The sequence below is a fragment of the Pedobacter sp. 05T44 genome, from assembly GCF_056395985.1.
In genome coordinates this window covers 1-24,333 of sequence record NZ_JBFTKO010000028.1, presented here as the reverse complement: position 1 = coordinate 24,333, position 24,333 = coordinate 1, and the positions used below count along the sequence as shown (strand labels likewise).

General features: G+C 37.6%; 21 protein-coding genes. 9 read left to right on the top strand and 12 right to left on the bottom strand.

The window, feature by feature from the left end:
- From AC1DDK_RS24960 to AC1DDK_RS24950, 3 genes are read left to right on the top strand one after another with little or no spacing between them, the layout of a single operon-like run.
- Window positions 1-528 (top strand): hypothetical protein, encoded by a 528-nt coding sequence (locus tag AC1DDK_RS24960; RefSeq protein ID WP_337716341.1) that lies wholly within the window; start codon window positions 1-3, stop codon window positions 526-528.
- Window positions 529-1,365, top strand: coding sequence for a fimbrial biogenesis chaperone (locus AC1DDK_RS24955; RefSeq protein ID WP_288879453.1), 837 nt, complete (start codon window positions 529-531; stop codon window positions 1,363-1,365).
- The gene (locus AC1DDK_RS24950; RefSeq protein ID WP_288879454.1) at window positions 1,340-2,743 is read left to right on the top strand and encodes a hypothetical protein; all 1,404 of its coding nucleotides are present in this window, start codon (window positions 1,340-1,342) and stop codon (window positions 2,741-2,743) included. Before AC1DDK_RS24955 ends, AC1DDK_RS24950 begins: the two co-directional genes overlap by 26 nt.
- Here AC1DDK_RS24950 and AC1DDK_RS24945 read toward each other — a convergent pair.
- From AC1DDK_RS24945 to AC1DDK_RS24925, 5 genes are all read right to left on the bottom strand, one after another.
- The gene (locus AC1DDK_RS24945) at window positions 2,740-5,511 is read right to left on the bottom strand and encodes an SdrD B-like domain-containing protein (RefSeq protein ID WP_477634151.1); all 2,772 of its coding nucleotides are present in this window, start codon (window positions 5,509-5,511) and stop codon (window positions 2,740-2,742) included. The two genes, AC1DDK_RS24950 and AC1DDK_RS24945, sit on opposite strands and share 4 nt — an antisense overlap.
- Window positions 5,512-5,913: 402 nt before the next feature.
- Window positions 5,914-7,422, bottom strand: a complete 1,509-nt coding sequence (locus AC1DDK_RS24940; protein ID WP_288879456.1) for a RagB/SusD family nutrient uptake outer membrane protein — start codon at window positions 7,420-7,422, stop codon at window positions 5,914-5,916.
- Between the two features lie 11 nt (window positions 7,423-7,433).
- Window positions 7,434-10,502, bottom strand: a complete 3,069-nt coding sequence (locus AC1DDK_RS24935; protein WP_288879465.1) for a SusC/RagA family TonB-linked outer membrane protein — start codon at window positions 10,500-10,502, stop codon at window positions 7,434-7,436.
- Window positions 10,503-10,914: 412 nt separating this feature from the next.
- Window positions 10,915-11,640, bottom strand: a complete 726-nt coding sequence (locus tag AC1DDK_RS24930) for a LytR/AlgR family response regulator transcription factor (protein WP_337716345.1) — start codon at window positions 11,638-11,640, stop codon at window positions 10,915-10,917.
- 9 nt (window positions 11,641-11,649) lie between these two features.
- Window positions 11,650-12,711, bottom strand: coding sequence for a sensor histidine kinase (locus AC1DDK_RS24925; protein ID WP_288879467.1), 1,062 nt, complete (start codon window positions 12,709-12,711; stop codon window positions 11,650-11,652).
- 173 nt (window positions 12,712-12,884) lie between these two features.
- Here AC1DDK_RS24925 and AC1DDK_RS24920 point away from each other — a divergent pair, with 173 nt between their 5' ends.
- Together AC1DDK_RS24920 and AC1DDK_RS24915 are read left to right on the top strand one after the other, a co-directional pair.
- On the top strand, window positions 12,885-13,343 hold the full coding sequence (locus AC1DDK_RS24920) for a hypothetical protein (RefSeq protein ID WP_172663123.1): 459 nt from the start codon (window positions 12,885-12,887) through the stop codon (window positions 13,341-13,343).
- A gap of 149 nt (window positions 13,344-13,492) precedes the next feature.
- On the top strand, window positions 13,493-13,930 hold the full coding sequence (locus AC1DDK_RS24915; RefSeq protein ID WP_288879470.1) for an immunity 22 family protein: 438 nt from the start codon (window positions 13,493-13,495) through the stop codon (window positions 13,928-13,930).
- A 9-nt stretch (window positions 13,931-13,939) separates the two neighbouring features.
- Here AC1DDK_RS24915 and AC1DDK_RS24910 read toward each other — a convergent pair whose 3' ends face one another.
- Window positions 13,940-14,398 (bottom strand): NUDIX hydrolase, encoded by a 459-nt coding sequence (locus tag AC1DDK_RS24910; RefSeq protein ID WP_288879471.1) that lies wholly within the window; start codon window positions 14,396-14,398, stop codon window positions 13,940-13,942.
- 157 nt (window positions 14,399-14,555) lie between these two features.
- On the opposite strand from AC1DDK_RS24910, the gene AC1DDK_RS24905 reads away from it, so the two are divergent.
- Window positions 14,556-14,786, top strand: coding sequence for a DUF4287 domain-containing protein (locus AC1DDK_RS24905; protein WP_048905187.1), 231 nt, complete (start codon window positions 14,556-14,558; stop codon window positions 14,784-14,786).
- A complete protein-coding gene (locus AC1DDK_RS24900) occupies window positions 14,770-15,270 on the top strand; it encodes a hypothetical protein (RefSeq protein WP_477612180.1) in 501 nt (166 codons plus the stop codon). The genes AC1DDK_RS24905 and AC1DDK_RS24900 overlap by 17 nt, the downstream gene beginning before the upstream one ends.
- Here AC1DDK_RS24900 and AC1DDK_RS24895 read toward each other — a convergent pair.
- Both AC1DDK_RS24895 and AC1DDK_RS24890 read right to left on the bottom strand, forming a co-directional pair.
- On the bottom strand, window positions 15,239-16,411 hold the full coding sequence (locus tag AC1DDK_RS24895; protein ID WP_288879474.1) for an FAD-dependent oxidoreductase: 1,173 nt from the start codon (window positions 16,409-16,411) through the stop codon (window positions 15,239-15,241). The genes AC1DDK_RS24900 and AC1DDK_RS24895 overlap by 32 nt on opposite strands.
- 30 nt (window positions 16,412-16,441) lie before the next feature.
- Complete coding sequence (locus tag AC1DDK_RS24890; RefSeq protein WP_172663128.1) at window positions 16,442-17,191, bottom strand: helix-turn-helix domain-containing protein; 750 nt, start codon at window positions 17,189-17,191, stop codon at window positions 16,442-16,444.
- 158 nt (window positions 17,192-17,349) lie between these two features.
- On the opposite strand from AC1DDK_RS24890, the gene AC1DDK_RS24885 reads away from it, so the two are divergent.
- The gene (locus tag AC1DDK_RS24885; protein ID WP_288879476.1) at window positions 17,350-18,063 is read left to right on the top strand and encodes a DNA alkylation repair protein; all 714 of its coding nucleotides are present in this window, start codon (window positions 17,350-17,352) and stop codon (window positions 18,061-18,063) included.
- A gap of 12 nt (window positions 18,064-18,075) precedes the next feature.
- Here AC1DDK_RS24885 and AC1DDK_RS24880 read toward each other — a convergent pair whose 3' ends face one another.
- The 3 genes from AC1DDK_RS24880 to AC1DDK_RS24870 form a co-directional block, all read right to left on the bottom strand.
- On the bottom strand, window positions 18,076-20,478 hold the full coding sequence (locus AC1DDK_RS24880) for a TonB-dependent receptor domain-containing protein (RefSeq protein WP_477634150.1): 2,403 nt from the start codon (window positions 20,476-20,478) through the stop codon (window positions 18,076-18,078).
- An 83-nt stretch (window positions 20,479-20,561) separates the two neighbouring features.
- Complete coding sequence (locus AC1DDK_RS24875; RefSeq protein WP_337716347.1) at window positions 20,562-21,158, bottom strand: helix-turn-helix domain-containing protein; 597 nt, start codon at window positions 21,156-21,158, stop codon at window positions 20,562-20,564.
- A 114-nt stretch (window positions 21,159-21,272) separates the two neighbouring features.
- Window positions 21,273-21,701: a hypothetical protein gene (locus AC1DDK_RS24870; RefSeq protein WP_288879480.1), complete on the bottom strand. Its 429-nt coding sequence runs from the start codon at window positions 21,699-21,701 to the stop codon at window positions 21,273-21,275.
- Between the two features lie 54 nt (window positions 21,702-21,755).
- On the opposite strand from AC1DDK_RS24870, the gene AC1DDK_RS24865 reads away from it, so the two are divergent.
- Window positions 21,756-22,877, top strand: coding sequence for a DEAD/DEAH box helicase (locus AC1DDK_RS24865; RefSeq protein ID WP_172663131.1), 1,122 nt, complete (start codon window positions 21,756-21,758; stop codon window positions 22,875-22,877).
- On the opposite strand, the gene AC1DDK_RS24860 is transcribed toward AC1DDK_RS24865, so the two are convergent.
- Window positions 22,861-24,057, bottom strand: coding sequence for a PQQ-dependent sugar dehydrogenase (locus tag AC1DDK_RS24860; RefSeq protein ID WP_477634149.1), 1,197 nt, complete (start codon window positions 24,055-24,057; stop codon window positions 22,861-22,863). The two genes, AC1DDK_RS24865 and AC1DDK_RS24860, sit on opposite strands and share 17 nt — an antisense overlap.
- Window positions 24,058-24,333 lie beyond the last annotated feature (276 nt).

Here is a 24,333-nt window from a genome sequence, read left to right as displayed (position 1 = left end):
ATGAAAACCAAATCCCTATTAGCAACCTTAGTGCTTTCTGCTGGACTTTTCAGCATTACAGCCAACGCGCAGACCGATCAGACTGCGCCTGTAACCGTAAATATTGATTTAACTGCTCCAGTAATCTCTATAGATCTTGGTGCTGATCCTACCGTAAACTTTTTGTATGCTACAGCTGCAGATTATACCGTAGCGCAAACTCAACCTAAGGTTGGGCATTTTACGGTTATCAGTAATCAGAATTACGATATAACTGTTGCGGCTCAGGCTGAATTCACCGTATATCCGGCGCAAACCGCTGTTCCGTTAAGTGTGGTTCAGGTAAGTGTTGATCCTGCAACGGCAAATGGAGGAACGCTCACTATGCAACCATTGTCAATGACACCAGGCGAACTGGTATCGGATGCGACAGCAACTACCGGAGCAACGTATAATGTAAACTATTCAATTCCGGATGCTGCTCCTTTGTTAGGTAAAGCAAACGAGGTATATTCTACAACGGTTATCTATACAGCAACACAGTTATAGATGCCTTATTGTGATTCATTAACGAGGCATTACATTGTTTTGCTGAGTTGGATATTGCTGCCAATCCTTACTATAAGTTTTGCACATGGTCAGGGCTTGTCCGTTAGCCCTTCGCGAATTCTTTTTAAAGGAGAGCCTGGCGAAACCGTTACGCAAGCAATTACCTTTGTTAACAATTCGAAAAATGAATTTAACTTCACCTCCGGTATAAAGGATTGGGATCGTGATTCAACAGGAACAAAACGCTATTTCCCTGTAGGCCAAATCAAAGATTCCAATGGAAAATGGATCCAGCTTTCAGCAGGTAGTTTTGGATTGAAACCCGGAGAAACAAAAGAAGTAAACCTCTCACTGGTAATCCCTAAGAACGACACCTCCAAAAGGTTAACACATAGTATGGTTTTTTTTACACAGGTTAAAGAACAGATGAAGAAAAAACCAAACCAGGCTGAAGTAGGTGTTAATGTGCTTATAGAGGTTGGTGTTCAGGTTTATCATATGCCAGTGGGTTTACCTGCCGGTGACCTGGAATTCCTGGCTTTTGTGGACAAAGGCATTTCCGGTAATAGCAAGACTGGTATCCGAAAAATGGCCGTAAAGGTGAAAAATTCCGGACAGATCAATAAAGACGCCTATGTTAGATTTGAGCTCACCAATAAAGATACAGGTGAAGAAATCCCTATAAAATCTATTGCTATTGCAATGCTTCCGGGTGCAGAGCAATGGGTAAACCTGGACTTACCTGCCAACCTGAAGGGAAACTATTTAGCCGTCGCGATTTTAGATGCGGGAAGCCAATACGATTTAAAAGTTGCTGAAAAAGAAGTTACATATTAGTTTTATTTTGCTGCTTTATATGGGCGTGTGTATTCCACTTAATGCTCAGATAATTGTAACATTGCCTGAGGCCAACATAACGGCACGCAGCAATTATACTGTAACTTTAAATTCAGGAACTTATAATGGTCTTATAGGTCTTATTCCTGTTATTGAGATTAAAGCAAATACAGCTAATTTTGCAAATACTGTAGGCGGAACAGCAACAGTGCCACTAAATACGGCATTTTTAAAGATACGAAGTATTGGCTCACTTTCGGTTCTTGGTTCGGCTACCGAAGTTACACTTACCACGGCCTATCAGGTTATGTATACTGCGCTTGCAAATCTCTCATCCGGAGCTTTTGTGGTAGATTACCGTATCAACTCAGCTGCAAACACCTGGGTTGCTGGAATATACCGTACGCCAATACAATTTTATACAGGCGTGCTTAGTCCTAACCGGATTACACCAACCACTCCTAATTTCGACATCACTATTCCTGCATTTATGACCCCTCAGGTCACATTGGGAACCGTTAATTTACCAGTGAATAGTTTTAGTATTTACCGTGCTGCAAATGGTTTATCGGTTACAAAAACCATATCCGTATCCAATACGGTACCGTATATATTAAACCTGCAAACCGGCAGCAGCCTTTTTACTTTTAATACAAGTTTGCCATATAATCAGCTACCTTCATCGGCTGTTAGCCAGGTATCTGGAACATTAACCGGAATTGGTACTGCAACAGCCATTAATTTGTCTACCACCAGTCAGGCACTAACTACCACTACAGGAATAGGCGTCCCAACAAATAACAATCAGGTGCTCAACGCTGCATTTAGCATCACCGGAGCCAACCTTAAGCAAAGCTTTGTGCAGGCTGGAACTTACCTTGTGCCCATTACATTTACCTGGAACAAACTTAGTACGGCCTATCCTTCCGGAACTTTGCAAACATCACGTTCTGGTAATTTGCAAGTTACCGTTAGCGACCTTTCTGAAGTTGTAGCCAATCAAACCAATGTTTCTTTGGCCTTTTCTTCAGCAAATGATTATCAGCAAGGAGTTTCCAAACAAATGCCTGCGCATATCAAAATCAGTAAAACCACACCCTATAATTTGTATGTAAGGGCTTTAACCCAGAGCTTTAGCTCGGGCGCCAATCAGATTCCGTTAAATGTGCTCAGAATAGGCCCCATGGTGGGCCAGACGGGCATGAACACAGTTACACTCTCTACAACCTCACAACAGCTTATAAACACCGCAAATCCGGTAATCGACAGAAATTTAAATGTACTGTATAGTATTCCGGCAAGCGAAACAAATAAGCTGCTTGGAAAACCTGCAGGATCTTACAGTACAACCATAATTTTTAGTTTTGTAGCGCTTTAGAAACGGGTTACTCCTACCTTGCGCCGCTCGTCTTTAATCTCAAAATTCAATTGATTATCTGGTTTATCCGGACTTAGCTCTACTTTATTTTCGGAGTTGCCGATGCTAAATGACATACCTTCTGTTTCGACAAAAACGGCATATGTACCTGCAGGCAGATAAAAAGAGTAATTTCCCGAAGCATCGGTTAGTGTTTTATATATTTTTCCACCTGCATCCTTTGCGTTGACACGTATTCCAGAAAGGATCGGACTGGTGTTTTGATAGCTTTTTTCTATTACCTGCATTCTCCCTTTTAAAACAATAGTTTTTACCAACGGAATCTCCATCGATTTGTTTTTAGTAATGATAATTGATATCGGTTCCTGCATTCCCCAATTCTTACTATTAACCACATAAACAGTATAATTACCAGGTTTCACCTCGTAAAACTTAACAGTGCCCTTTGAATTGGTCCGCGCTGTTTCTTCATTTAATTTAACGGTTATGCCTTCGGCACCTTTTTCATTTGGATCTCTGATGCCGTTGTTGTTATAATCTTCGAAGTATGCTAACTCCAGCTTCTCTCCCTTGCTTTTATTTAATCCTGAAAACTGCTTTTCTATACCTACCCTAATCTGACGAGTATTGAAGGTATTGGAATTGAATGAATTAATTGCGTAATAGTCAAATGGTACTTTTGTTTTCATTACGCTGTAAAACAAGTCGGTAGTTAATGCCCAGTTTCCCTTTATCATCCATTTGGCACTGCCGTTCAAAGCGTAATTTTTGGTTTGGGTAAAACCGTAATAATTATACAATGTTGCCAGTTGCACATTTAACCTGTTTCTAAACAATGTAAAGCTGGTATTTGGCCCAAATGAATACAACTTATAGTCGGCATCTTTTGTTGCAGAAAAAGAATCGCTTAAATAATAAGGATTGAGCTGAATGTAGCTGGTAAAGCCAAACAGACGATTACCGTAATTGCTATTTAGGCGAAGTGAATGAAATGGCGGTTTTGGTTCATTAGAAGTATTTTTATAGGTATATCCATAATCAGCATTAATAGATAAACTATGGTTGTTGTTAAAAAAATTGAGGTTAGCCTGCATTCTGACTGAAGATGATCTCCATTTAAAATCCTGGTTAAGCTGTGTAAGCAATTGCATCCCCTGAAGTGATTGATCCATAAAGTAAGGTCTGAAATCGAGGTTGATCTTCCCCATAAGGATACTGTAACCTACCTCGTAAACATTGATGATGTTTTTGTTTGCACTAAAGTTATAGCGGTTTCCAATATCCTGATACTCCGGCGAATTGTTTAAAATACTGATCCTTGCAGAAAGTGTACTTTTTTCCATTGTTTTAACGACTCTGTTATCACTCTGGAAAAGGCCTCTGTGCAGTCCGGTATAATAGGATGTACTGTAATAATTGTTAGTGATAAATTGATAGCTACCTGCATTAAGTGTGTAATTTATACCTAAAGCGGCTGCATGTTTGCCTGTGTGGTTATTTGCTTTTTCTAAACTGTAGCCACCCTCGAGATCTAATTGCTGGGTGGCGTTTAACCTGACGGCTGTTTTTCCACTTACCTGTTGGTTGTTCACACCGAAGAAACCATTTTGACTGTGAAGATATGTTAGCCTGCCATGCTGATCACCAATGGTTTTAAAGGCATAGCTTGCTGCAATAATAGTTGGGCCTTCCAATGAGTTTGTTACCTGGCTCATCAGCATATAATTGTTCTGCATGCCATATATGCTTAGACTCTTATCTTCATTGAAATTAAGGGTAGCTTTAGCGCCTCTACCACTTAGGACATAATCAAGATTTTCATAAATGCTACCGATCTTTAATCCCCAGTCTTTATGCTGGTAGTCAAGGTAACTATCGTACAGGTTAATGCCTTGCAAATCCTGGTAATAATCCAAATTGAAACGATAATGGAGGTCGGCATTGTTGGATAGGTTAAGTTTTCCGTTAGCCTGCATCTGATAAAATGAGCTGTTCTGGCTCATGCTCATATATCTTAAAGCGGCTGTATTGTTCAGATTTTCGCCATATGGATTATCACCTGCCCCATATCTTCTTACACTGCTGACACTCATGATTCTGATTCTTTTTAGCGCCAGCTGATTACCACCCTGATCCACTGCCTGGATGGTTACATTAAAATCGGCAGCAATTTTATTGTTCAGTTTGTTCCGCGCATTAAAAGGCAACAATTGCTGAGCACCCGGCYGCAAAACCAACGACATTTTCTCGCCGGTGAACTCCAGACCTTCTGGCACTTCAGTAAGTATCAGGCGGAAGGAAATTGGGACTATCCCTCTGTTGGTACATAACAGCATGATCTGAGATTGACCGGTAACCTGATTGAGGTAAAATTCTGATTGCTCGGTACTGATAGCCAGCCCAGTCGCATCACTTAATAGCGTATAAAAAGAAACAGCAGGCTGGATTTTTAACTGCGCATCGTCTGATTTAATGGATACAGTAAAAGCTTGTATGTTTTTGTTTATTGTTTTTCTGTCGGTAATGTATTTCAATGGGAATGCCTTTTTCTCTTTGGCATTTAAGTTAATGCTTTTAGGAAGCGTAATCATACCTGCAAGTGTCTGTGTTTTAATTGCTTCGGAACTTAGTAAAACGGCTTTATCTGACAGGTTCTCTATGATCAGTTTATTCGAAAAGGTTTGACCGCCACTTACTTTAATAGTATCTTTTTCAAAACTATAGCGAACATTGTATGTTTGCTGAGCGATAGCTTGGTTACGAAACAAAAAAGCACAACAAAAACAAGTAAATATTAACAGACTAAAACACTTATCTATGCTTTTCTTTTTGCAGATCATGTTGCAAATCAGGTTAGACGATATATTTGGCCGGCAAATGCTATTTGGCACTTACTACAATAGAACAACAAACAATTATCTTAATTGTTTATTTATATAATGTTGATGCAAAAGTATTACGTTTTAAGCTGATTTGATGATAGTTAAAAAGAAGGTGTCCAAAAAGGTATATTTACTATTTACTTATGCTTATCGTCATCCTGAATTTATTTCAGGATCCCGTTTAAGCGGGTTTTGAATAGTAATTGCGAGATTCTGAAATAAATTCAGAATGACGGCCTTACCCTTTTGAACACCCTCCTTATACTTTGGTTTTAACAAGATGTTAAGTTAAAAACCTGGATTATTTGGTAACAGATTTGGATTAACATTAATTTCCTGTTGTGGTACTGGAAATAGCAATTGTTTTTCTGCGAACGTAGCTCCAAAAGTAGTTCTGTGCCCAACAAAATTATCCCAGTTTCCTGTTACATCGTTGTGTACTTTTCTTGTTCTGATCATGTCAAACCACATTTTGTTTTCAAAACAAAGTTCAAAATTTCGCTGTAACCATACCTCTTGTTCAAATGTTGTTTGAGACAACGCTCCGATAGGTGCAAGTTTTGCCCTGTTTCTAATGGCATTTACATACCCAATAGCTTTAGAATTAGGCCCTCCCTCGGCTCTGTTAGAAGCTTCGGCATACATCAACTGTACATCGGGCAGGCGGTATAGGGTAAAATTAAGATCTGATTTTACGGTATTTAAAACAGCATCTGTATCGAACCATTTATAAATATAAGCCTGTCTGAAAGTAACTGTTTGTCCGGTTTTTATATTTGGATAGCTCCTGTAGAAAAACTGTCTTTCGGCAACTCTTTTATCGCCTGCAGCAAACGACTGAATAAACTGCGGAGTTGGATAAACCGATCCGTATTCATCAGAATATTTAGAGATACCCGAAAAATTAGGAATGGTTAATGGTGTTAGCGGATTATTTGAAGGAACAGCTGCAGCATATTGTACCTGAAATATGAACTCGCCAGTATTTTTATTTGAAGGTTTAATCATATCTGTATATTCAGGAAACAAGGTATAACCGCCTTTCTCAATCACATCTAAAGATCGCTTAGCCGATTCCGCATAAAACTGATTTCCACCATTAATTGCGGCACCAGCATAGGTTAAGTATACGTCGGCCAGTATTGATTTTACTGCTCCCATAGATACTAGTCCTGTAGCGTCTTTCCATGCAAGCGTTGATTTTTCTGCCTCCAACAGGTCAGGTATAATAATGCTATCATATATTTCCTTTGCTGCTGTACGCGGAAAATTCAGGTTAAGGTCCTTAGGTGTTTCGGTCACCTTTGGAACAGCACCGTACATACGTACCAAATAAAAATAATACAATGCCCTTAACGTACGTACTTCGGCCAGCATGTTGGTTTTCTCCTCATCTGTTAGGCCTGTAGCATTAATGGCTGGTATTTTTTGAATAGCCAGATTACACGCACCAATACCAAGGTAAAGCTGTCTCCACCATGTGTCGAAATAAAATGAGGTTGCATTGTAAGATAAATTAGAAAAATTAACGAAGCCCGTTTGGCCCAGATCGCTATTTGCTTTACCGGTTACAAACTCCATTAGATTCCAGGTATTACCTCCATAAGATGAAGGTTGGCCTGCTAATAAGCCCTGCAAATTTTGATAACCTGCATTTGCAAACCCTCTGGCCACTTTTTCGCTTGACAAGTCAGATTCTGGTGTCAGAAAATAAGTGGGTTTTTCTTCCAGAAACTTTTTGCAAGAGCACGTAAGTAATATACATGCTACCAATATTATATTTTTTATCGTTTTCATATGAGTAAATTTTAGAATGATGCCTGTAAACCAAGATTCCATACACGCGGACGAGGATTAGAAAAGAAATCCAAATTTTGAGAAAATGCTGAGTTAGAACCGTAACCAGAATTAAACGTATCTACCTCAGGGTCATATCCGGTATATTTTGTTATGAGAAATAAGTTCTGAACACTGGCATAAACGCGCAAGCGACTAAGATGTAATTTACTTACTGTAGCCGAAGGCAAACTAAAGCCTAACATAAAGTTCTGGCCACGTATAAATGAACCATCTTCTACCCACCAGGTATCAAAATGAGAATCCTGAGCAAATCTGTAATTACGAACCTGAGAAACAGAGGTGTTCTGATTTGTTGGAGTCCATGCATTTAACACAGTTGCCAGACTATTTGAAAGTGTTTGCCTGTCTTCAACCGAGTGTTTAAAGTTAGCAGCAGTATTTACACCTTGAACAAAGCGGATATCAAATGCAAAATCCCAGTTTTTATATTTAAAATTACTACTGAAATTTCCGGTCCATTTTGGATAAGCCTGGCCAATGATGCTGTAATAATTACTACCATCTGGGTTGTAAATGTATTTTCTATCCCCAGGTTTTAAATTATGTGCCGCGGCTTCAGCGCTTTCAGAATCGCTATACGTTCCAAGACGGGTCATTCCATAAAAAGATCCGATGGGCTCACCTACTCTGATCACGAAATTTTCGCCCAGGAAGTTTGGTCCAGGGAAGATATCGGCGTTGCCATCATTCAGTTTCAGTACTTTGTTTTTATTGCTTGAAAACAGGAAGGTTGTTGACCACTCAAAATCTTCATTTTTAACATTGACTGTATTTAAGCTTAACTCAATTCCTGAATTCCTTACTGAACCTACGTTTTTGTAAACGTTGGCATTTACCTCGCCGGCCGACCATGGGATTGGTGTTTGAAGTAAAAGGTCTTTGGTTACTCTGTTGTAATAATCAGCAGTAAGATTAACACGATCCTCAAATAGCCCTAACTCCAATCCTCCATCTGCTTGTATTGATCTTTCCCATTTTAAATCTGGGTTACCAATATAACTAGGGAGCAATGTAGACTGAGCTGCACCATTCAAAACAGTTGTATTTGGTTGAATTTGTGCAAGAGAACGCGCCTGCCCTATTTCCTGGTTACCAGATGTACCATAACTTGCCCGTATTTTCAAATTAGAAATTGACTTGTTATCCTTTAAAAAATCTTCCTGCGAAATACGCCACGCAGCACCTACAGACGGGAAGAATGCATATTTATTGTTCTTTCCAAACCTGGAAGACCCATCATAACGACCTGTTGCAGTAAACAAATATTTCTCGTCTATATTATAGGTAAGACGAGCGTAGAAAGAAGCAAGGGACGACTGATCATCTTGAGATTCGTTGGCACTTTTAACCGAGCCGGCTTGTTGATAATGCCATTGGAAAATATCATCAATAAATGATTGCGTTTCTGAACGGACTCTTTCATAACCGGTTCTTTGAAAAGATACCCCAAGTAATGCGGTTAATTTTTGTTTGTCGTTTATCTGCTTGTTCCAGGTTAAGTAGTTTTCTGTTTGCCAGTAATAGTTTAGGTATGAATTAATATTGGCTACCCCTCCCTGATCCTGCGATAAGTGAGGTAAATTTAAAGAAGAATAAAAGTTATTYTTCTGTCCACTTAGGTTATATCCAAAGTCAGTTTTAAAATCAAGATCTTTGGTAAGATGTAATACCGCATATACATCGCCAAGCATCTGCATATTGTTATTGATGGTATATCTTTCGTTAGCAATGTGAACAGGATTTGGAGCACCTTCTAGTCCGGCAATATCAAAATTTCCTGCCCATGATCCATCCGGATATTTTACCGGAACAATAGGCACTTCTTCTGTTACTGCCCTGGGAACGTTTAAGCTACCATTTCCGTCGGTTACTAAACGCTGGGAACTTCTGATCAGGTTTATGTTTCCACCTATTTTGAGCCAGTCTTTAACATCATTATCCATTGTCATTTTTACAGAATAGCGTTTAAACGCTGAGGTTGGCGCCAAACCATTCTGATCCAGGTAACCTAAAGACAAACTGTAAACTGATTTTTCGTTACCACCCTGGATATTCAACTGGTGACTTTGCGAAAAAGCAGGTTTATAAGTTTCTTTTTCCCAGTTTGTATCATAAATTGGTTTATCGTTCGTATCAAAAAGTAATGGAAAATTAGCATGATTTAGTTCTACCGGAGGTGCCCAAACTGCGCCAGCGGGATCAAACTTTTGACCATTTGCAAAAGACTCGTTGTATATTTTCACAAACTGTTCAGAATTTAATGTAGGTAAATGCCTGTATAGCTCACTTATGTTCATATTGTTTTCATAAGAAACAGTGGCATCACCCTTTTTCCCACGTTTTGTGGTAATCATAATTACACCATTTGCACCTCTTGATCCATAAATAGCTGTTGATGAAGCGTCTTTTAGTACCTCAACCGAAGCTACATCCAAAGGGTTAACAGAGTTTGGATCTACGCCAACTACCCCATCAATTACATACAATGGATCTATGTTGGAGTTAATTGAGCCAATACCCCTTACCCTTACCTTTGCGGCCGCACCCGGAGCAGCACTGTTAATACTAACCTCTACACCGGTAACTTTACCCTGCAAAGCCTGAGATATATTAGCCACAGGTTTATCCATCAGTTGCTCGCCTTTAACTGTAACTACAGCACCCGTAAGGTCAGATTTTTTTACAGTACCGTATCCAATTACCACAACCTCATTTAAACCGCTTGAGGATTCAGCTAATTGGATATTGATGGTTTTTCTGGCGCCTACTTTAACTTCCTGAGTAGTATAACCAGTGTACGAGAAAACCAAAATATCGTTTTCTCCTTTTACTTCAATGCCGTAATTCCCGCTGGCATCGGCGGAAGTAGCGAGTGTGGTACCTTTTACCAGGATACTTACACCTGGTAAAGGACTGTTGTCTTTTGCATCGCTAACCTTGCCAATAATCTTAAGCTGAGCCATCGCATGAAAGGACAGCATAGAAAATATGACCGAATAAAATATTCTTTTCATCATAATATTAGTTTTAGGATTTAGTTTTAGTTTTTTGAATGACCAGGGAATTCCTGGAATAGTAGATCAGCTAAAACAATTTAGTCATGGTGGCAAATAATTGATATCCACAAAGATTAATTTAAGCTTTAGATGATTTAAATAATAGTACAGAACACGCATAGTATAGGGATTTAGGTAGACACGGTATTTAGCACTTGGAGAGCTCCAGAATTTTTAAGGGAATGGTGTTGGTAGCATTATGTAAATACATACCATACAAATGGATATTGCTCGTTTCATACTAGGGACTTAATATTTAACAGTAAATTTGGTTACAGCACCATTGCGATTGATTAATTCGCGATGAATGTATCTACAATATAAATAACAAAAAATTAAGTTCCAAACATTTTAAGGATAAAGAAGGAGATACCTAGATATTGAGTGCTTTTTCAAGGTTATTTTTAAAATTTCGTCCGATAGGAATTTGATAACCATCCAGTACAATTCTGTTCCTTTCCAGACGCGTTATTTTCTGAATGGATACGATGAAGGATTTATGTACCCGAATGAAACGGTCGTGCGGAAAAATATCAAGCATTGCTTTAATTGACCCTTTGAGCAGGATTTTTCCGGTATAAGCATAAATTATTGCATAGTCTTTAAGCCCTTGAATGTGGGTAACATCATTAAAATGCAGTTTTATGCGTTGCACACCGCTTTTAACAAAAATAAAATCAGTTTCCCGAAAGGCAGGATTATCATCAATATTTATATTCTGCGCTTTTAAGGTTAAGAATTCTGTGATTTTTTCAATAGCCTGCTTAAAACGATTAAAAGAAATCGGTTTTAATAAAAAATCAACTACTCCCATTTCATAACCTTCAAAAGCATAATCGCGGTAAGCAGTTGTAAAAATTGTAAGTGGTGGATCTGTTAATTCGTTCAGAAATTCAATACCTGTCATTTCCGGCATCTCAATATCGATAAATAGTACGTCGACAGGTTGATTTTGCAAAAAACGCAAKGCTTCTCGTGTGTTGGCAAACAACGACACAGAATGTACATTGTCGATACGTTTTAAGTAACCGTCCAATATTTCAAGCGCTAGCGGTTCATCATCTACAACAACAATTCTCAGCATTATTTCTAATTTCAATCCATTTAGTTATAATTCAATTACCAGCCTGGCATGGAAAACATTTTTCTTATCATCAAATTCAAGTTGGTGTTTAGCCGGATAAAGCAGCTCCAAACGTTTTCTTAAATTATCAAGCCCTATTCCACCCTTGCCTTTATTAGAAACTGTTGATGGTTTTGAGTTTTCTATATTAACTGTTAATGTTGCATTATTCAATGCTATATCAACAGTAAGCCAACTATTTTCAGTTTGCTTACTAAGCCCATGTTTAAAAGCGTTTTCTACCAAAGGCAGCAACAATAAAGGGGCAATTTCATGACCTTTTAGTTCAGCATTAATATTTAATAAAATAGCAGAATCAGCACTAAATCTGAGTCGCTCTAATTCAATGTAATTACTTAAGTAAGCAATTTCTTTTTCCAGCAGTACCTTTGCATCAGTACTATCATATAGCATATATTCCATCATTTCTGATAGCTTAAGCACTACATCTGGTGCTAGTTCTGATTTTTTAAGTGTTAATGCATACAAGTTATTTAATATATTGAACAGGAAATGTGGATTTACCTGGGCACGAAGAAAATTAACTTCTGCATTTAATTTTTCTACGGTAATTTTCTGAATGAGAAGCTGTTGCCCATACCAATCCATACTTAATTTAAGCGCCAGCATTAAACCTAAATACCATAACGTGCTAAAGAAATTGTAAGATAGACTTTCCATTAAATCGCTGTTGCGCATAGGGCCTATAACATAACCATACAAATAAAAATCAAAAAGACTCTGGGCTGTTAGGTACCCTATTACTGAAGCAATAACTGCCACGGAATATATAAAGTAGCGTTTCTTTAGCAGGTATTTTGGCAAGAAAAAGTGAAGGTTAAGGTAGGCTATGACAATTAGCAGAGCAATTCTTACAGTTACGCAAGCAACAAAATAAGGCATACTGGCTTTGTATATGAGGTATCTTTTCTCATATATAAAGAATCCTGTGATCAACAACCAATAGGTACTATGAGCCAGGACATACTTTAGGGAAACAGTCCCTTTTGAAAATGGCAGCTTAAGCTGCTTGTCAAGAAAGTCCATATTTAAATATCATATATAAAGGAACTTAAAAGTGCTAAACCTCCAAAATTATTTCGACGAACGGCATAAAAAGTAGAGGTTCGTCTACTTTTTCGTTTACTGGTCTACTATTTTTTTGCATGGTTTCCTTTTCAGCTAATATTGTTCAGGTATTTAAATTTAAAAATTGCATTATGAAAACTACAACATTCAATCAGGCGTTTATTAAGATATTTACGCTGATTACATTATGTTTCACCACGTTCGGTTTCACCACGAAATTTGGATTGGACAGTTATGAGATTTACTTAAACAACAAGCTTATTCTTAAACAGTCGGTAAACGAGCAATTGAGCTTAAGGGTACTGCAACTTGATAAGGCAAATGTTAATGATCAGTTGCGCATCAATTACATACACTGCACTTTAAAGGGAGCAGGCACGAATAGAAATATAGTTCTAAAAGATGAAAAGGGAAAGAAACTGAAAGATTGGTCATTTGCCAATGCGACTGGTTCTGATTTAACTATGGTGATCTCCGTAAAAGAGCTGTTATCGCTGATAAAAAACAATCCAAATCATGAGCTGAGTCTGCATTATACATCAAAGGAACTTACTAAAGCTCAGATGCTTGCATCTCTTACAGTTAATTAGACTAAAGTTACCTAGAAGGTCTGCCTCCAGTAGACAGTCCTTCTTTTTGTCTGTTGAAAATGAATAGCTTATTCGTGTAAGCTAAAAAATCCGTACCTTGAGGCCATTACGACTAACGCAGCCAGCTGAAAGCACAAGAAAAACACAACATGGCAGAGCAACTCATCCATATCTGGGCAGGAATGTCACAAAATAAAACAGAAGAGCAATTCTATAAATACTTTGATCAGAGTAAATTTCTGAAAGACAATAACAGTTTTAATACAGATGAAGCTTATTCCAGAAATGCACCTGATTTCCAACTTCGCTCTCAGTTCAGCAAAGACATTGGCAAGGAGTATGACTACGATGCAGACTGGCTGACCATTTATCATGGTCGCAAAAGAATCAGCATTCAGGCTGCCATTGAAGAGCTACCGATCTGGGATGACCAAACAGAAGTAGACATCTATCAGGCCTGTATCAGTAAAGGAATTTCTACGGTAAACTCTATTCTTTGTTATGCAGATGACGAGCTTAGCATAGACAATCCCCTTGAAAACTATAACGATATGATCTTTATAGGCAGTTTTAATAACCCGAGATAATTTACAACACTATAGAAACATATTTTTAAGCTCTTTAAGAAATTCGCATTGCTGCTGACTGATAAATTCCTCGGCCTGCGTTAGAGAAAACCACCGGGCCTGATCTATTTCTGGAAAATCGACAATTTTACCTGATTTAGGCGGCCATTCTAAAGGGAAGGTATTGCATGTGATGTTGTCGGCATCTAAATCGCCGCTAACAGCCCAGCAATTAACTATTTTACCACCCTTCTGAACCACTGGCTTCAACGCTTTAAAATCTCCATGAGGCAGATAACCTGTTTCTTCATTAAATTCCCGCAAAGCCGTCTGTAAAGTATCTTCATTAGGCAATATTTCGCCCTTAGGAACAGTCCACCAACCTTTGTCCTTATTACGAAAAAAGGGGCCGCCAGGATGAACGAGTAAAACTTCTGGTTCTTTATTTTTTATCCTATACAGCAATATACCGGCACTATGTTTACTCATTGGTTGTAATTTCTGTTAATTTATAGATTATTGACTAAATAAAGATGATGATGTCGCAATCACCCCTATTAATTGTCTTTTATCACCATGTAAGTTTAACTTACTTACCTCTATATTTGTTTTATACCAAAGAATAAACATTTATAAACTCAACAATATGTCATTTCAAGGATACTTAAAGACCATCAAAGAAAAAACCGGGTTAGATCCACAGGATTTTAAGAATAAAGCGGAGGAGAAAAAATTCACCTCAAACGGGCAGCTTCTTCCTAGTGTAAAAGCAGGTGAAATTGTGAATTGGTTAAAAGAGGAATATGACCTGGGCCATGGGCATTCAATGGCTATCTATGCCATATTAAAGGGTATAAAAAATGAAAACAGCCAGTAATCCTTTAACGGTGGCTTCCAACTTGATCGATACTAATAACCGAAAATATTTGGAAGCCTTATTTCTGAAGCTTAATCCAAATACCCCAGCCGTTTGGGGTAAAATGAAACCGCAACAAATGGTAGAACACCTGATAGATCAGGTGCAATACACCAACGGTAAAAAGGAACCTTTTTGCGAAGTTTCTGAACAGCAGGCACAGGTAGCAAAACAGATCAACATCTATACTGCGGTAGGAATCCCAAGAAATGTGATTTTTGGGGAAATCTCGGATCAACTAATTTATCCGGATCTACCTGGTGCTATTCAACAATTAATGACTGAACTTGCTGATTTTGATCAGCATTTTATGAAACCCGAAACATTAGTCATACACGGTGGATTTGGGCCAATGAATTATAAAGAATGGTGTATATGGCACAGTAAGCGTTTCTCGCATCACTTAAAGCAATTTAAGATCCCAGCACCTCCTCTTCTCCACTGAAACCACTGAACAGTAGAATTAATTTGGTAATGGCATCATCAGAATGAAGCATTTCAGTTTGTTCTAAAGTCATTTTGGTAACGGCAGAAGCTCTTGCACACATTTGTTTTTCAAACGCAGCTATGGCAGTTTGGAGGTCTGGGAATTTATCATCAGAAAGATGGTCAGCCAATTCAAATGCATCCTGCATGGTCATATTTACACCTTCTCCGGCGTATGGTGGCATACGATGGGCGGCATCTCCAATCATGGTAAGATTAGCTAATGTAGGCCATTGCTGGTCTAGTGGAAAGTGATATTGTGGCCGTGGAACAATAGATACCTCATTGCTGGCAAATAATTCCTGCCATGTAATGTGCCATGATCCAAATTCTTTTTTGAACCATTCAAATACCTGTTTCTTATCTGCAAAATCGATACCGCTATCGCGTACCCAAAATTCTGGCACTTTGCAACCGGTGTAAAAAGAAAGCGTCCCATCCCCTTTCGAGCTTAAAATCAATGACTTTTGATCTCCCATGGCAAATATTTTGCCATCGTTAAGTATATTATACAGCTCCGGTGCGTTTTCTTTAGCATGATAAATATTCCCCTCTACAATTGAAATACCTGAATAAATAGGCTTTATACCTGTTAAGTATGAACGGACTTTAGAATTGGCTCCATCGGCAGCAATTAAGATATCTGCTTCAGCATAAGTACCATTTTTAAACAATAGTTTCCAACCATCATTATGCGGTGTCGTGGAAACAAACTGACTGTCCCATATTACTGTATCCGGCTTTAGCGATTCAAGAAGTATGTTTCGTAATGGCCCCCTGTCTATTTCGGGACGACCCTCATCATGATCTTCCTCAGAATGTCCATCCAATTTAATATTCAGATCTTTGTCTAACACAAGCAATTTGCCCGCCTCCGGGCGGTAATTAGCATAAAAGGCATCAATCAATCCTGCTCTGCGAAGTGCCTCTAAGCCCGATTCTTCATGAAGATCTAATGTGGCGCCTTGTACCCTTACAGATGAATTAAAATCTCTCTCGTATACTTTTACATCTGCACCTTTAAGTTGTAGTAGTCGTGCTAAAGTAAGGCCCCCGGGTCCGCCACCTACAATAGCTATTCTTTTATTTTGAATCAACATAATTGAAAATTTAGTTTTTACAATACAAAACTACTTCTTCGGCAATGTTGAAAATTGTATAAATCGGTCGTTTTCGTTCTTACTTAGTTCTTTAGGGGTAACACCGGCAAATTTTTTGACATTTTTTATAAAGTGCGATTGGTCTGTGAAGTTCTGCTCTGGAAATAGTTTACCCTCTTTTATCTGAGTAAAAGAAGCCCTAAACCTTAAAATGGTGCAATAAGCTTTTAATGAAATACCAAACCATTCATTAAAATACCTGTTAATTTGCCTGCTTGTCCAATGTAGTGTTTCAGCAATTTCCTGGATAGTGATTGATCCGGCGGAAGTATATACCAGCTCAAATAATCTTTGTTTACGCAAGTCGACCTCTATATTATTTAACTTATTTAATAGTTTATCGGTAAGTACATTACAAAACTGTTCGAAATCACTAAAGCTTTCTGTGGTAATTCCAAAATAATCTGATGGCAAAACATAAACTGCATCAACGAGGGTTGGAAATTTCCTATCAAACAAGTATTCAATAGCAAGCAATTTGAAGCTAACTGCAAGCATAACTGTTTCTGGCATCAGGGTGCCCTGAGAAGGTGCATCTTCCAGTCCTAATAGCGTAAGCTCGTACGGTTCCTTTAAGGAAAAGAAAAGGTCTATCCTGCCATCAGGCATAATGACGACTCTTTTTTCATGATCGGTTTTATTGGACAGCATCCAAAAGCTGTCTACAAATGTAGAAAGAGATGGATTAGGTTTTATCTCTTTATAGGTTATTCCTTCCATTAGTAATAATCGCGACGGGTATGAAGATCTTATAACTACCAATGCAAAATAGTTTATTTTTCATTAAGTTTGGTTAACGCATGTAAGGAAGCCAAAATCCCACAGAGACCTGTACCTCAACCGTATCATACTATTTAATAGTTAATAGATGTGTAAAAATGATTGAATTGACGGCTAAAATATTCGAAACACAGCTTTCACTTCTAAAATCAATTACTGAGCTCGAGAATGTTCAGCGATTTTTTAGAGATAAAGATCCTAAACATAAATTTTTGGGTGTTAGAATGGCGGCTATTTTTGATTTAGCAAAACAGTTCATTGAAATGCCTATTGATGAAATTGAAAAATTAATAGGAAGTGAGTATTATGAAGCACGAATGGGTGCGGTAAGCATAATGGATTTTCAGGCAAGGAATAAGAAAACAACCCCATTAAGGAAAAAAGAGTTATTTGATCTTTATATTAAATGTCATGACAAAATAGATAATTGGGATTTGGTTGATAGAAGTGCCCCGTATGTTGTTGGTGGTTATTTGTTTGATAAGCCAAGAGACATTTTATACAAACTTGCTAAATCTGATCATGTTTGGGAACGAAGAACGGCAATTGTAAGCACTTATTTTTTTATCAGGCAAAATGACTTATCAGACACTTTCAAGATTGCGGAGATATTGATAAACGATGAGCACGATCTTATTCAAAAGGCAGCTGGAAGCTGGATAAGGGAGGCCGGTAAAAGAGACAAATTAGTTCTAATTGAATTCTTAGACAATTTTGCACGCTCAATGCCTATAGCAATGCTTCGTTGCGCGATAGAAAAACTTGATCCCAAAGAGAACCGCTATTATTTGGAGATCAACAAGAAGAAATGACGAAAATCGTGATTACTGAGCCCTGCTGTTCTCTGTGCGCCCTGTAGATTTATTAATGTAAGTAACCTTTTTAAGTCTGCCGAAACTATAAGCAAGGGTAATCCGGTAATATTTGTTATTGTTCTTTCTTGCAAATTMAATATAAGTCTCACCAATTTCATAATAACCCGCAGGTTTATCCTTCCGAAAGATATCGTTGGCTAGTAAATTGAGTTTTAAAGCTTTATTAAAAAAATCCATTTCAACACCCAAAGCGGCTAAAACTTGGTTATGTCTATAAAAAATCCCGTCATACTTGTCTCCTGTGTACCTGCCTAATATTTGAATTTTAAACAAGTTATTGATGTTAAAATTATTGCTGGAATAAAAATGGAACTGTGGGCGGCTTGTCATCAAACCATAAGGGAAGTCGCCAGTCATATACTTATTATAAGTTAGATCAACTGTGTTCATAGATGTAAACCAGTTTAGGTTAAAGGGAATGGACAAGGAAACAAACCAGGAACTAAGTTTACTAAGGTTTAATGGTTTTAATACATAGGTATTTTCGGCTTCGCCTTGTATTGCTGCCCCGGTAATAGCATCCCTTGTATCTGAATATCCTGCTGTAAAATTGTACTTTTTAAACGATGCTCCTAACTCAAAAGAATTTGTTCTTTCGGGCTTTAAGTAAGGATTCCCCTGTATACTGGTATAAGCATCCTGATAAATACCCGAAGGATTTAAAGCCTGATACCTTGGCCTGGTTATCCGCGAAGTATAAGACATTCTAAACTGAAGCTGATCAGAGATTTTAACAGCGATAAAGGCACTCGGAAAAAAATTAAGGTAATTGTCTTTTATCTCTTCTAGTCCCTGAACATCAGTTTCCAATTTATAACTGGTCCATTCGGTTCTTACTCCTATCCCATAGTTTACCTTTAGGCTCATTTGACCATTGAAATTCAGATATGCAGCAGGAATATTTTCCTGATACTTAAAGTCTGCCGAACGTGTCTCATCCAGCACAAAATCATTTCCATTTTTAACTGTAAAGAAATCTGAATAGAATTTATTACTAGCAAAGCTGTATTTAGCTCCGAATTCAAGTCTGTTATTTAAATTAAATGCCTTAGTATAATCTGTCTGGGCGTTTGCCAATCTAATTCTATAACCTGCTTTATTATTTAAAACGTTATAGGACCCCTGCCCGTTAACTAACTTATTTTCATTTATATCATCGTCTGTTTTCGAAATATACCCCGCGTATTGGCCGCCAATAAATAAAGAAGAACCAAGGCTGTCTATATCTCTGTTGTAATTAAGATTAATGGAGTTGTTATTGATTACATTATCATTAGCTATGTCACTCCTAAAAAATCCCTTCATTAAGGTAGAAGTGATGGTATTTTCACTTTTAGTACTTCCACCTAAGTCATTATAAGATCCACTATATTCGGCCGAGAGGTAACTCTTTTCGTCGAGATCGTATTGTCCTCCAAGACTATAATTAGAGAAATTATCATATTTCCTATTCCAGTCAGTCATGAGTACAGAGCTAAAATGATCCACAAACTTTAATCTTGACCTTGTGGTATTTAATATTTCTCTGGTATTACCCAGCAATAGCCCATAGCTTCCTGTTAAGGATAGTTTGTCCTTTTTATAGTTGACATCTATATTGGTATTTGCACTTGGAGAACTAAAATCTGAAGTGGTAAATATCTGTTTAAAACTCCCTTTATATCCTTCTTCGGCATTTGTAACCGTTATCACATTAATAACTGATTTACCTTCCGCATCATATTTTGAAGAGGGATTTGCAATAATTTCAATCTTCCTGATCTGTGAAGAGGAAATAGAAGACAGCTGTTCGGTAGTTATTCGCCTTCCATTTAGGTAAATAACGGATTCTCCCTTCCCCCTAACAGACACTCCTTCTTCAGCAACGCTAACATTTGGGGATTTGGAAAGAATTTCAATTGCTGAAGTGCTTGTTGCTAAAATTGTATTGGCCACATTGACTTCAATTGTCCCGTTTGGTCTATTTCTAAATAAAGGAACTTGCCCAACCACCTCTACCCCTTTCAAAATCCTTTGGTTGATAAGCATAGGCACCTCCTTAAGATCTATAACCCGTTGAGCAGAACTGATCTGCAGAGGACCCTGATATTGCTTGTGATATTCCATGGAGGAAACCAACAGTATATAGATGCCATCTTGTATGTTTGTTAGCTGAAAAAATCCTGATGTATCTGCAAAAACACTTTTAATCATAGATGAATCTTTAGCCGAAAGTAAGGTCGCTACTGCAAACTCAACTCCTTTACGAGTATTCATGTCGACGGCGGTTCCCTTAATATTACCCAGCTGGGCATGAGTATTAATTCTGGCAAAAAAGATCAGGATAAATAGTATTATAAAAACTTTGGACATAGTGGTGTATTGGATACTTTTTTTCAAAAGTCCAAAACAATTCCCCGTTAGAAGTGCAGCAATCGGGAATCAGGAGTACGAATTTATAAATCCGTACTGTAGGCAATATTGTCTATCTGTATTTTTTGCTGATGATTAGCTGGGGTTGTGCCGGTAAGCTTTTTAAAAGTAGCAAAGAATGTGGATTTGGAATTAAACCCAACTTCGTAACCAACAGATTCTAACGTTAAGCGATTACTTGAAGCCATTATTTTGCAAGCCTCATTGATCCTAAATTCGTTAACATATGTAGTGAAATTTTTGCCCAGATTATCATTAAGGAGTTGAGATAATTGATGACTGGAAATATTAGTTTCTTTTGATAGCTCATTTAACTTAAGGTCCGGATTTTTATACAACTCTTTTTCAGTCATTATTTTTTCAAGCCGTGCAAATAAGGTATTTGCCTCCTGGTCGCTTACTTTCTTGTTAGGATACTTGCTCTGTCCCAAAATGAATAAGTCGCTTGTTTTTTTTCGGTACAGAAGCGTAAAAACGACCATGTATAAGCAAAAAGAAAATGCGAGAGAACCGTTGAGATATAGTGAAAACGAGGCTCTCCACAAAGCCAACTGGAAAAAGGCAAAGATAAGAGCTGTGCTACCAAAAACAGTAAGGAGCCATATTTCTGAGGCTTTCATTTTATAGTCTTTTGCAAACAGTTTTTTCAATATATCTTTTAATACCAAGCCTGAAGCTACCAAATAAGCAAACCACTCTGCGTAGATAATCTGTACAAAATAATTGTTCCAAAGCTATGGATAGGTTTGATAAGGATATATAATTCCCGGGATAAGGATAATGGCAAACAACACAGCAATACTCCATTTAGAAGATCTTGTTAAAGGCGCACCAGGGTTTATAGTTGATTTTAGAAAATAATAAAGAAAAGGTCCGATAAAAAAACATGCTGTAAGGCCTATCTGCAGATAAATTTTAGCAAGTGAGGGATAAAAACTTACAAAAATAGATTTACCTATCCTTAGGCTTATAGCCAGGAGCAATGCTCCAAAAAATAGATTTGACAGATGTTTTTTTTTGGTAAAAAAGAAAAAATAAACGCTCAAAATGAGCCCGTTAAATACGCCTAAAGCACCAAAAAAGAATAAGAGTCCTTTACCAACATCCATATAATCAGTATAGCTTTTACCGATGTAAAATAAGCAGAAAAAATCAATTTTCATTGGCAAGTTTTGGCACACGATTTTTGTGTATTTTTACGGCAAATATTAAGTAATATGTCTTTTACCTCCTTAGGTTTATCGACTGCTTTATTAGAAGCATTGGTAAATCAGAATTTCACAGTACCTACTCCTATTCAACAAACTGCTATACCAGCCATATTAAACAAAAAAGATGTGCTGGGTATAGCTAAAACAGGTTCTGGAAAAACTGCGGGATATGTTTTGCCAATTCTAATGAATTTGCAAGAAACAGCAGGGGTAAAAAATCGCCATGCGAATGTATTGGTTTTAGTACCAACACGTGAACTAGCCGAACAGGTAAAAGATGTTTTTAAGACTTTTAGTAAGGCCCTCACTGTGCCCATTAAAACATTGGCAGTATATGGCGGTGTTTCTATTAACCCGCAAATGATGGCTTTACAAGGTGTAAATGTGCTTGTTGCTACACCCGGCAGGTTATTGGAATTGGTAGAATCAAATGCCGTGCACCTATCTACCATTGAAACATTGGTGCTAGACGAAGCAGATAAGATGCTTAATCTAGGGTTTAAAGAGGAAGTAAACAGAATCATTTCTCTTTTACCTAAAAAGCGCCAAAATATATTGTTTTCTGCTACATTGAGTGATGATTTGCAACACATTCACCAAATCTTACTACATGATCCGGTAGTTATTAAAATTGAGGTTGAAGAAGATTCACTTGACCTTATCAACCAGATAGCGTATATAGTTACAGATGAGAAAAAGGGCCCGTTTTTACGTCATCTGATCAATCATCATGAAATGAAACAAGTGTTGGTATTTGCTTCTTCGGTTCATCAGGTTGATGCCATTGTAAACAAGCTACGTAAAAATAATATTGACGCAAAAGCTGTTCACAGTAAAAAAAGCCAGGGAGCAAGAACAGAGGCTTTATCTCATTTTAAATCTGGTAAACTTAGGGTTTTAGTAGCAACAGATTTAATGGCGAGAGGAATTGACATTAATTTCCTTCCTTTTGTGATTAATTATGAACTTCCAAGGTCACCTAAAGATTATATTCACCGTATTGGAAGAACTGGCCGTGCTGACACACCCGGAGAAGCAATTTCGATGGTTAGTCCTAATGAGCTTCCTCATTTTGAAGTAATTCAAAAAAAGATGGGTAAGAAAGTAAAAACTACTTACCCGGTATGATCTTATAAATCGCACCTTTTTCTTCTTCAATCAGGTTAACAAGCAGATAGATTTCGCCGTTACGATCCTCACCAAAGCTATAGATCTGCCAATTTCCAGGTTCCCGGGAAATAGAGAGTTTTTCCATTTTCCAGAGTTCTTTGTTAATGTCGGTTAATGACCAAATGGTTCCCATTAAATCGCCAAAAACGTATTTACCGAAAAGCTGCGGGAGTTGTTTACCGCGATAAAGAAAGCCACCGGTAACACTGATACCTTCATTACGGCCATAATCGGCTATTGGGTTGATCCAGTTTTTTGGATCAGGATCATTTGGAGATTTAACATGTGTACCTTCCCTAACCCGCCAGCCATAATTTCCACCCTTGGTAACAATATCAATTTCTTCCCAATTCTTTTGACCCACATCTCCGGCAAACAATCTTCCGTTAAGTTTGTCGAAGCTAATCCGCCACGGGTTTCTAAAACCATATGCATAAATTTCAGGTTTTGTATTCTCCATTCCTATAAATGGATTGTCTTTTGGAATGGCATAAGGAAGCGTATTTACATCAATTCTAAGTATTTTACCAAGTAAAGTATTTAAATTTTGTCCATTGCCATAAGTACCGTGCATATCATTATATGCACCGCCATCTCCTAGGCCTATATATAAGAACCCATCAGGGCCAAACTTTAGGTCTCCTCCATTGTGGTTAGATTCAGGTTCATCAATAACCAAAACTTCCCTTGATTTGGTTTTATCAGCCAGATCAGGATTTTCTGTAGAAACTTTGTATTCACGAATAATACTTTGATGGTCTATGCCCGGAGTTTTAGGAACACGCTTGCTAAAGTAAACATAGAACTTGCCATTCTCTGCGTATTGAGGATGAAAGGCCAGCCCCAACAATCCCATTTCATCACTACTTCCCATCATCAGTACCTCATCTGTGAAATCTAAAAAGGGTTTGGATAGAAGTTTACCATTTTTGATAATTCTGATCCGCCCCTTTTGTTCGCAAATAAATAAACTACCAGATTTATCATTTGGCKCCGCAAATGCTGTGGGATATGATAATTGATCGGATATGAGTTGAAGATTGACTTTTACTGGAGATAAGCCGGTTTGTGCTTTAACTCTCGTAATTACAAATAACAGCGCAAATACAATTATTAAGGAGAGGCTTTTTGATTTCATAGTGTTAATATAATGCATTTAATAATTAAAGTATAATTAAATTGGATAGGCTGGATTTTGCAGCATATCTAATTTAAAAGAGAAAGCAACATTACAGTATGTTGTGAATATGATCGTTATAATACAATCGTCATCTCGATTTCTATGACAAAACCAAATCATTTTTATAAATGGTTTGGTTTTTTATGACGGCAAAGATTCTGTGGATTATTTTGTTTCTAACAGCATTCAGGACACTCATTTTGTTTTTACCATCTTGAACCTTCTGTTTATAAT

Bases quoted from the DNA above. Each gene is read 5' to 3' on its own strand.
- AC1DDK_RS24960 (WP_337716341.1), top strand. From the start codon at position 1: ATGAAAACCAAATCCCTATTAGCAACCTTAGTGCTTTCTGCTGGACTT.
- AC1DDK_RS24955 (WP_288879453.1), top strand. From the start codon at position 529: ATGCCTTATTGTGATTCATTAACGAGGCATTACATTGTTTTGCTGAGT.
- AC1DDK_RS24940 (WP_288879456.1), bottom strand. From the start codon at position 7,422: ATGAAAACGATAAAAAATATAATATTGGTAGCATGTATATTACTTACG.
- AC1DDK_RS24925 (WP_288879467.1), bottom strand. From the start codon at position 12,711: ATGGACTTTCTTGACAAGCAGCTTAAGCTGCCATTTTCAAAAGGGACT.
- AC1DDK_RS24920 (WP_172663123.1), top strand. From the start codon at position 12,885: ATGAAAACTACAACATTCAATCAGGCGTTTATTAAGATATTTACGCTG.
- AC1DDK_RS24915 (WP_288879470.1), top strand. From the start codon at position 13,493: ATGGCAGAGCAACTCATCCATATCTGGGCAGGAATGTCACAAAATAAA.
- AC1DDK_RS24910 (WP_288879471.1), bottom strand. From the start codon at position 14,398: ATGAGTAAACATAGTGCCGGTATATTGCTGTATAGGATAAAAAATAAA.
- AC1DDK_RS24905 (WP_048905187.1), top strand. From the start codon at position 14,556: ATGTCATTTCAAGGATACTTAAAGACCATCAAAGAAAAAACCGGGTTA.
- AC1DDK_RS24900 (WP_477612180.1), top strand. From the start codon at position 14,770: ATGAAAACAGCCAGTAATCCTTTAACGGTGGCTTCCAACTTGATCGAT.
- AC1DDK_RS24895 (WP_288879474.1), bottom strand. From the start codon at position 16,411: ATGTTGATTCAAAATAAAAGAATAGCTATTGTAGGTGGCGGACCCGGG.
- AC1DDK_RS24890 (WP_172663128.1), bottom strand. From the start codon at position 17,191: ATGGAAGGAATAACCTATAAAGAGATAAAACCTAATCCATCTCTTTCT.
- AC1DDK_RS24885 (WP_288879476.1), top strand. From the start codon at position 17,350: ATGATTGAATTGACGGCTAAAATATTCGAAACACAGCTTTCACTTCTA.
- AC1DDK_RS24875 (WP_337716347.1), bottom strand. From the start codon at position 21,158: ATGAAAGCCTCAGAAATATGGCTCCTTACTGTTTTTGGTAGCACAGCT.
- AC1DDK_RS24870 (WP_288879480.1), bottom strand. From the start codon at position 21,701: ATGAAAATTGATTTTTTCTGCTTATTTTACATCGGTAAAAGCTATACT.
- AC1DDK_RS24865 (WP_172663131.1), top strand. From the start codon at position 21,756: ATGTCTTTTACCTCCTTAGGTTTATCGACTGCTTTATTAGAAGCATTG.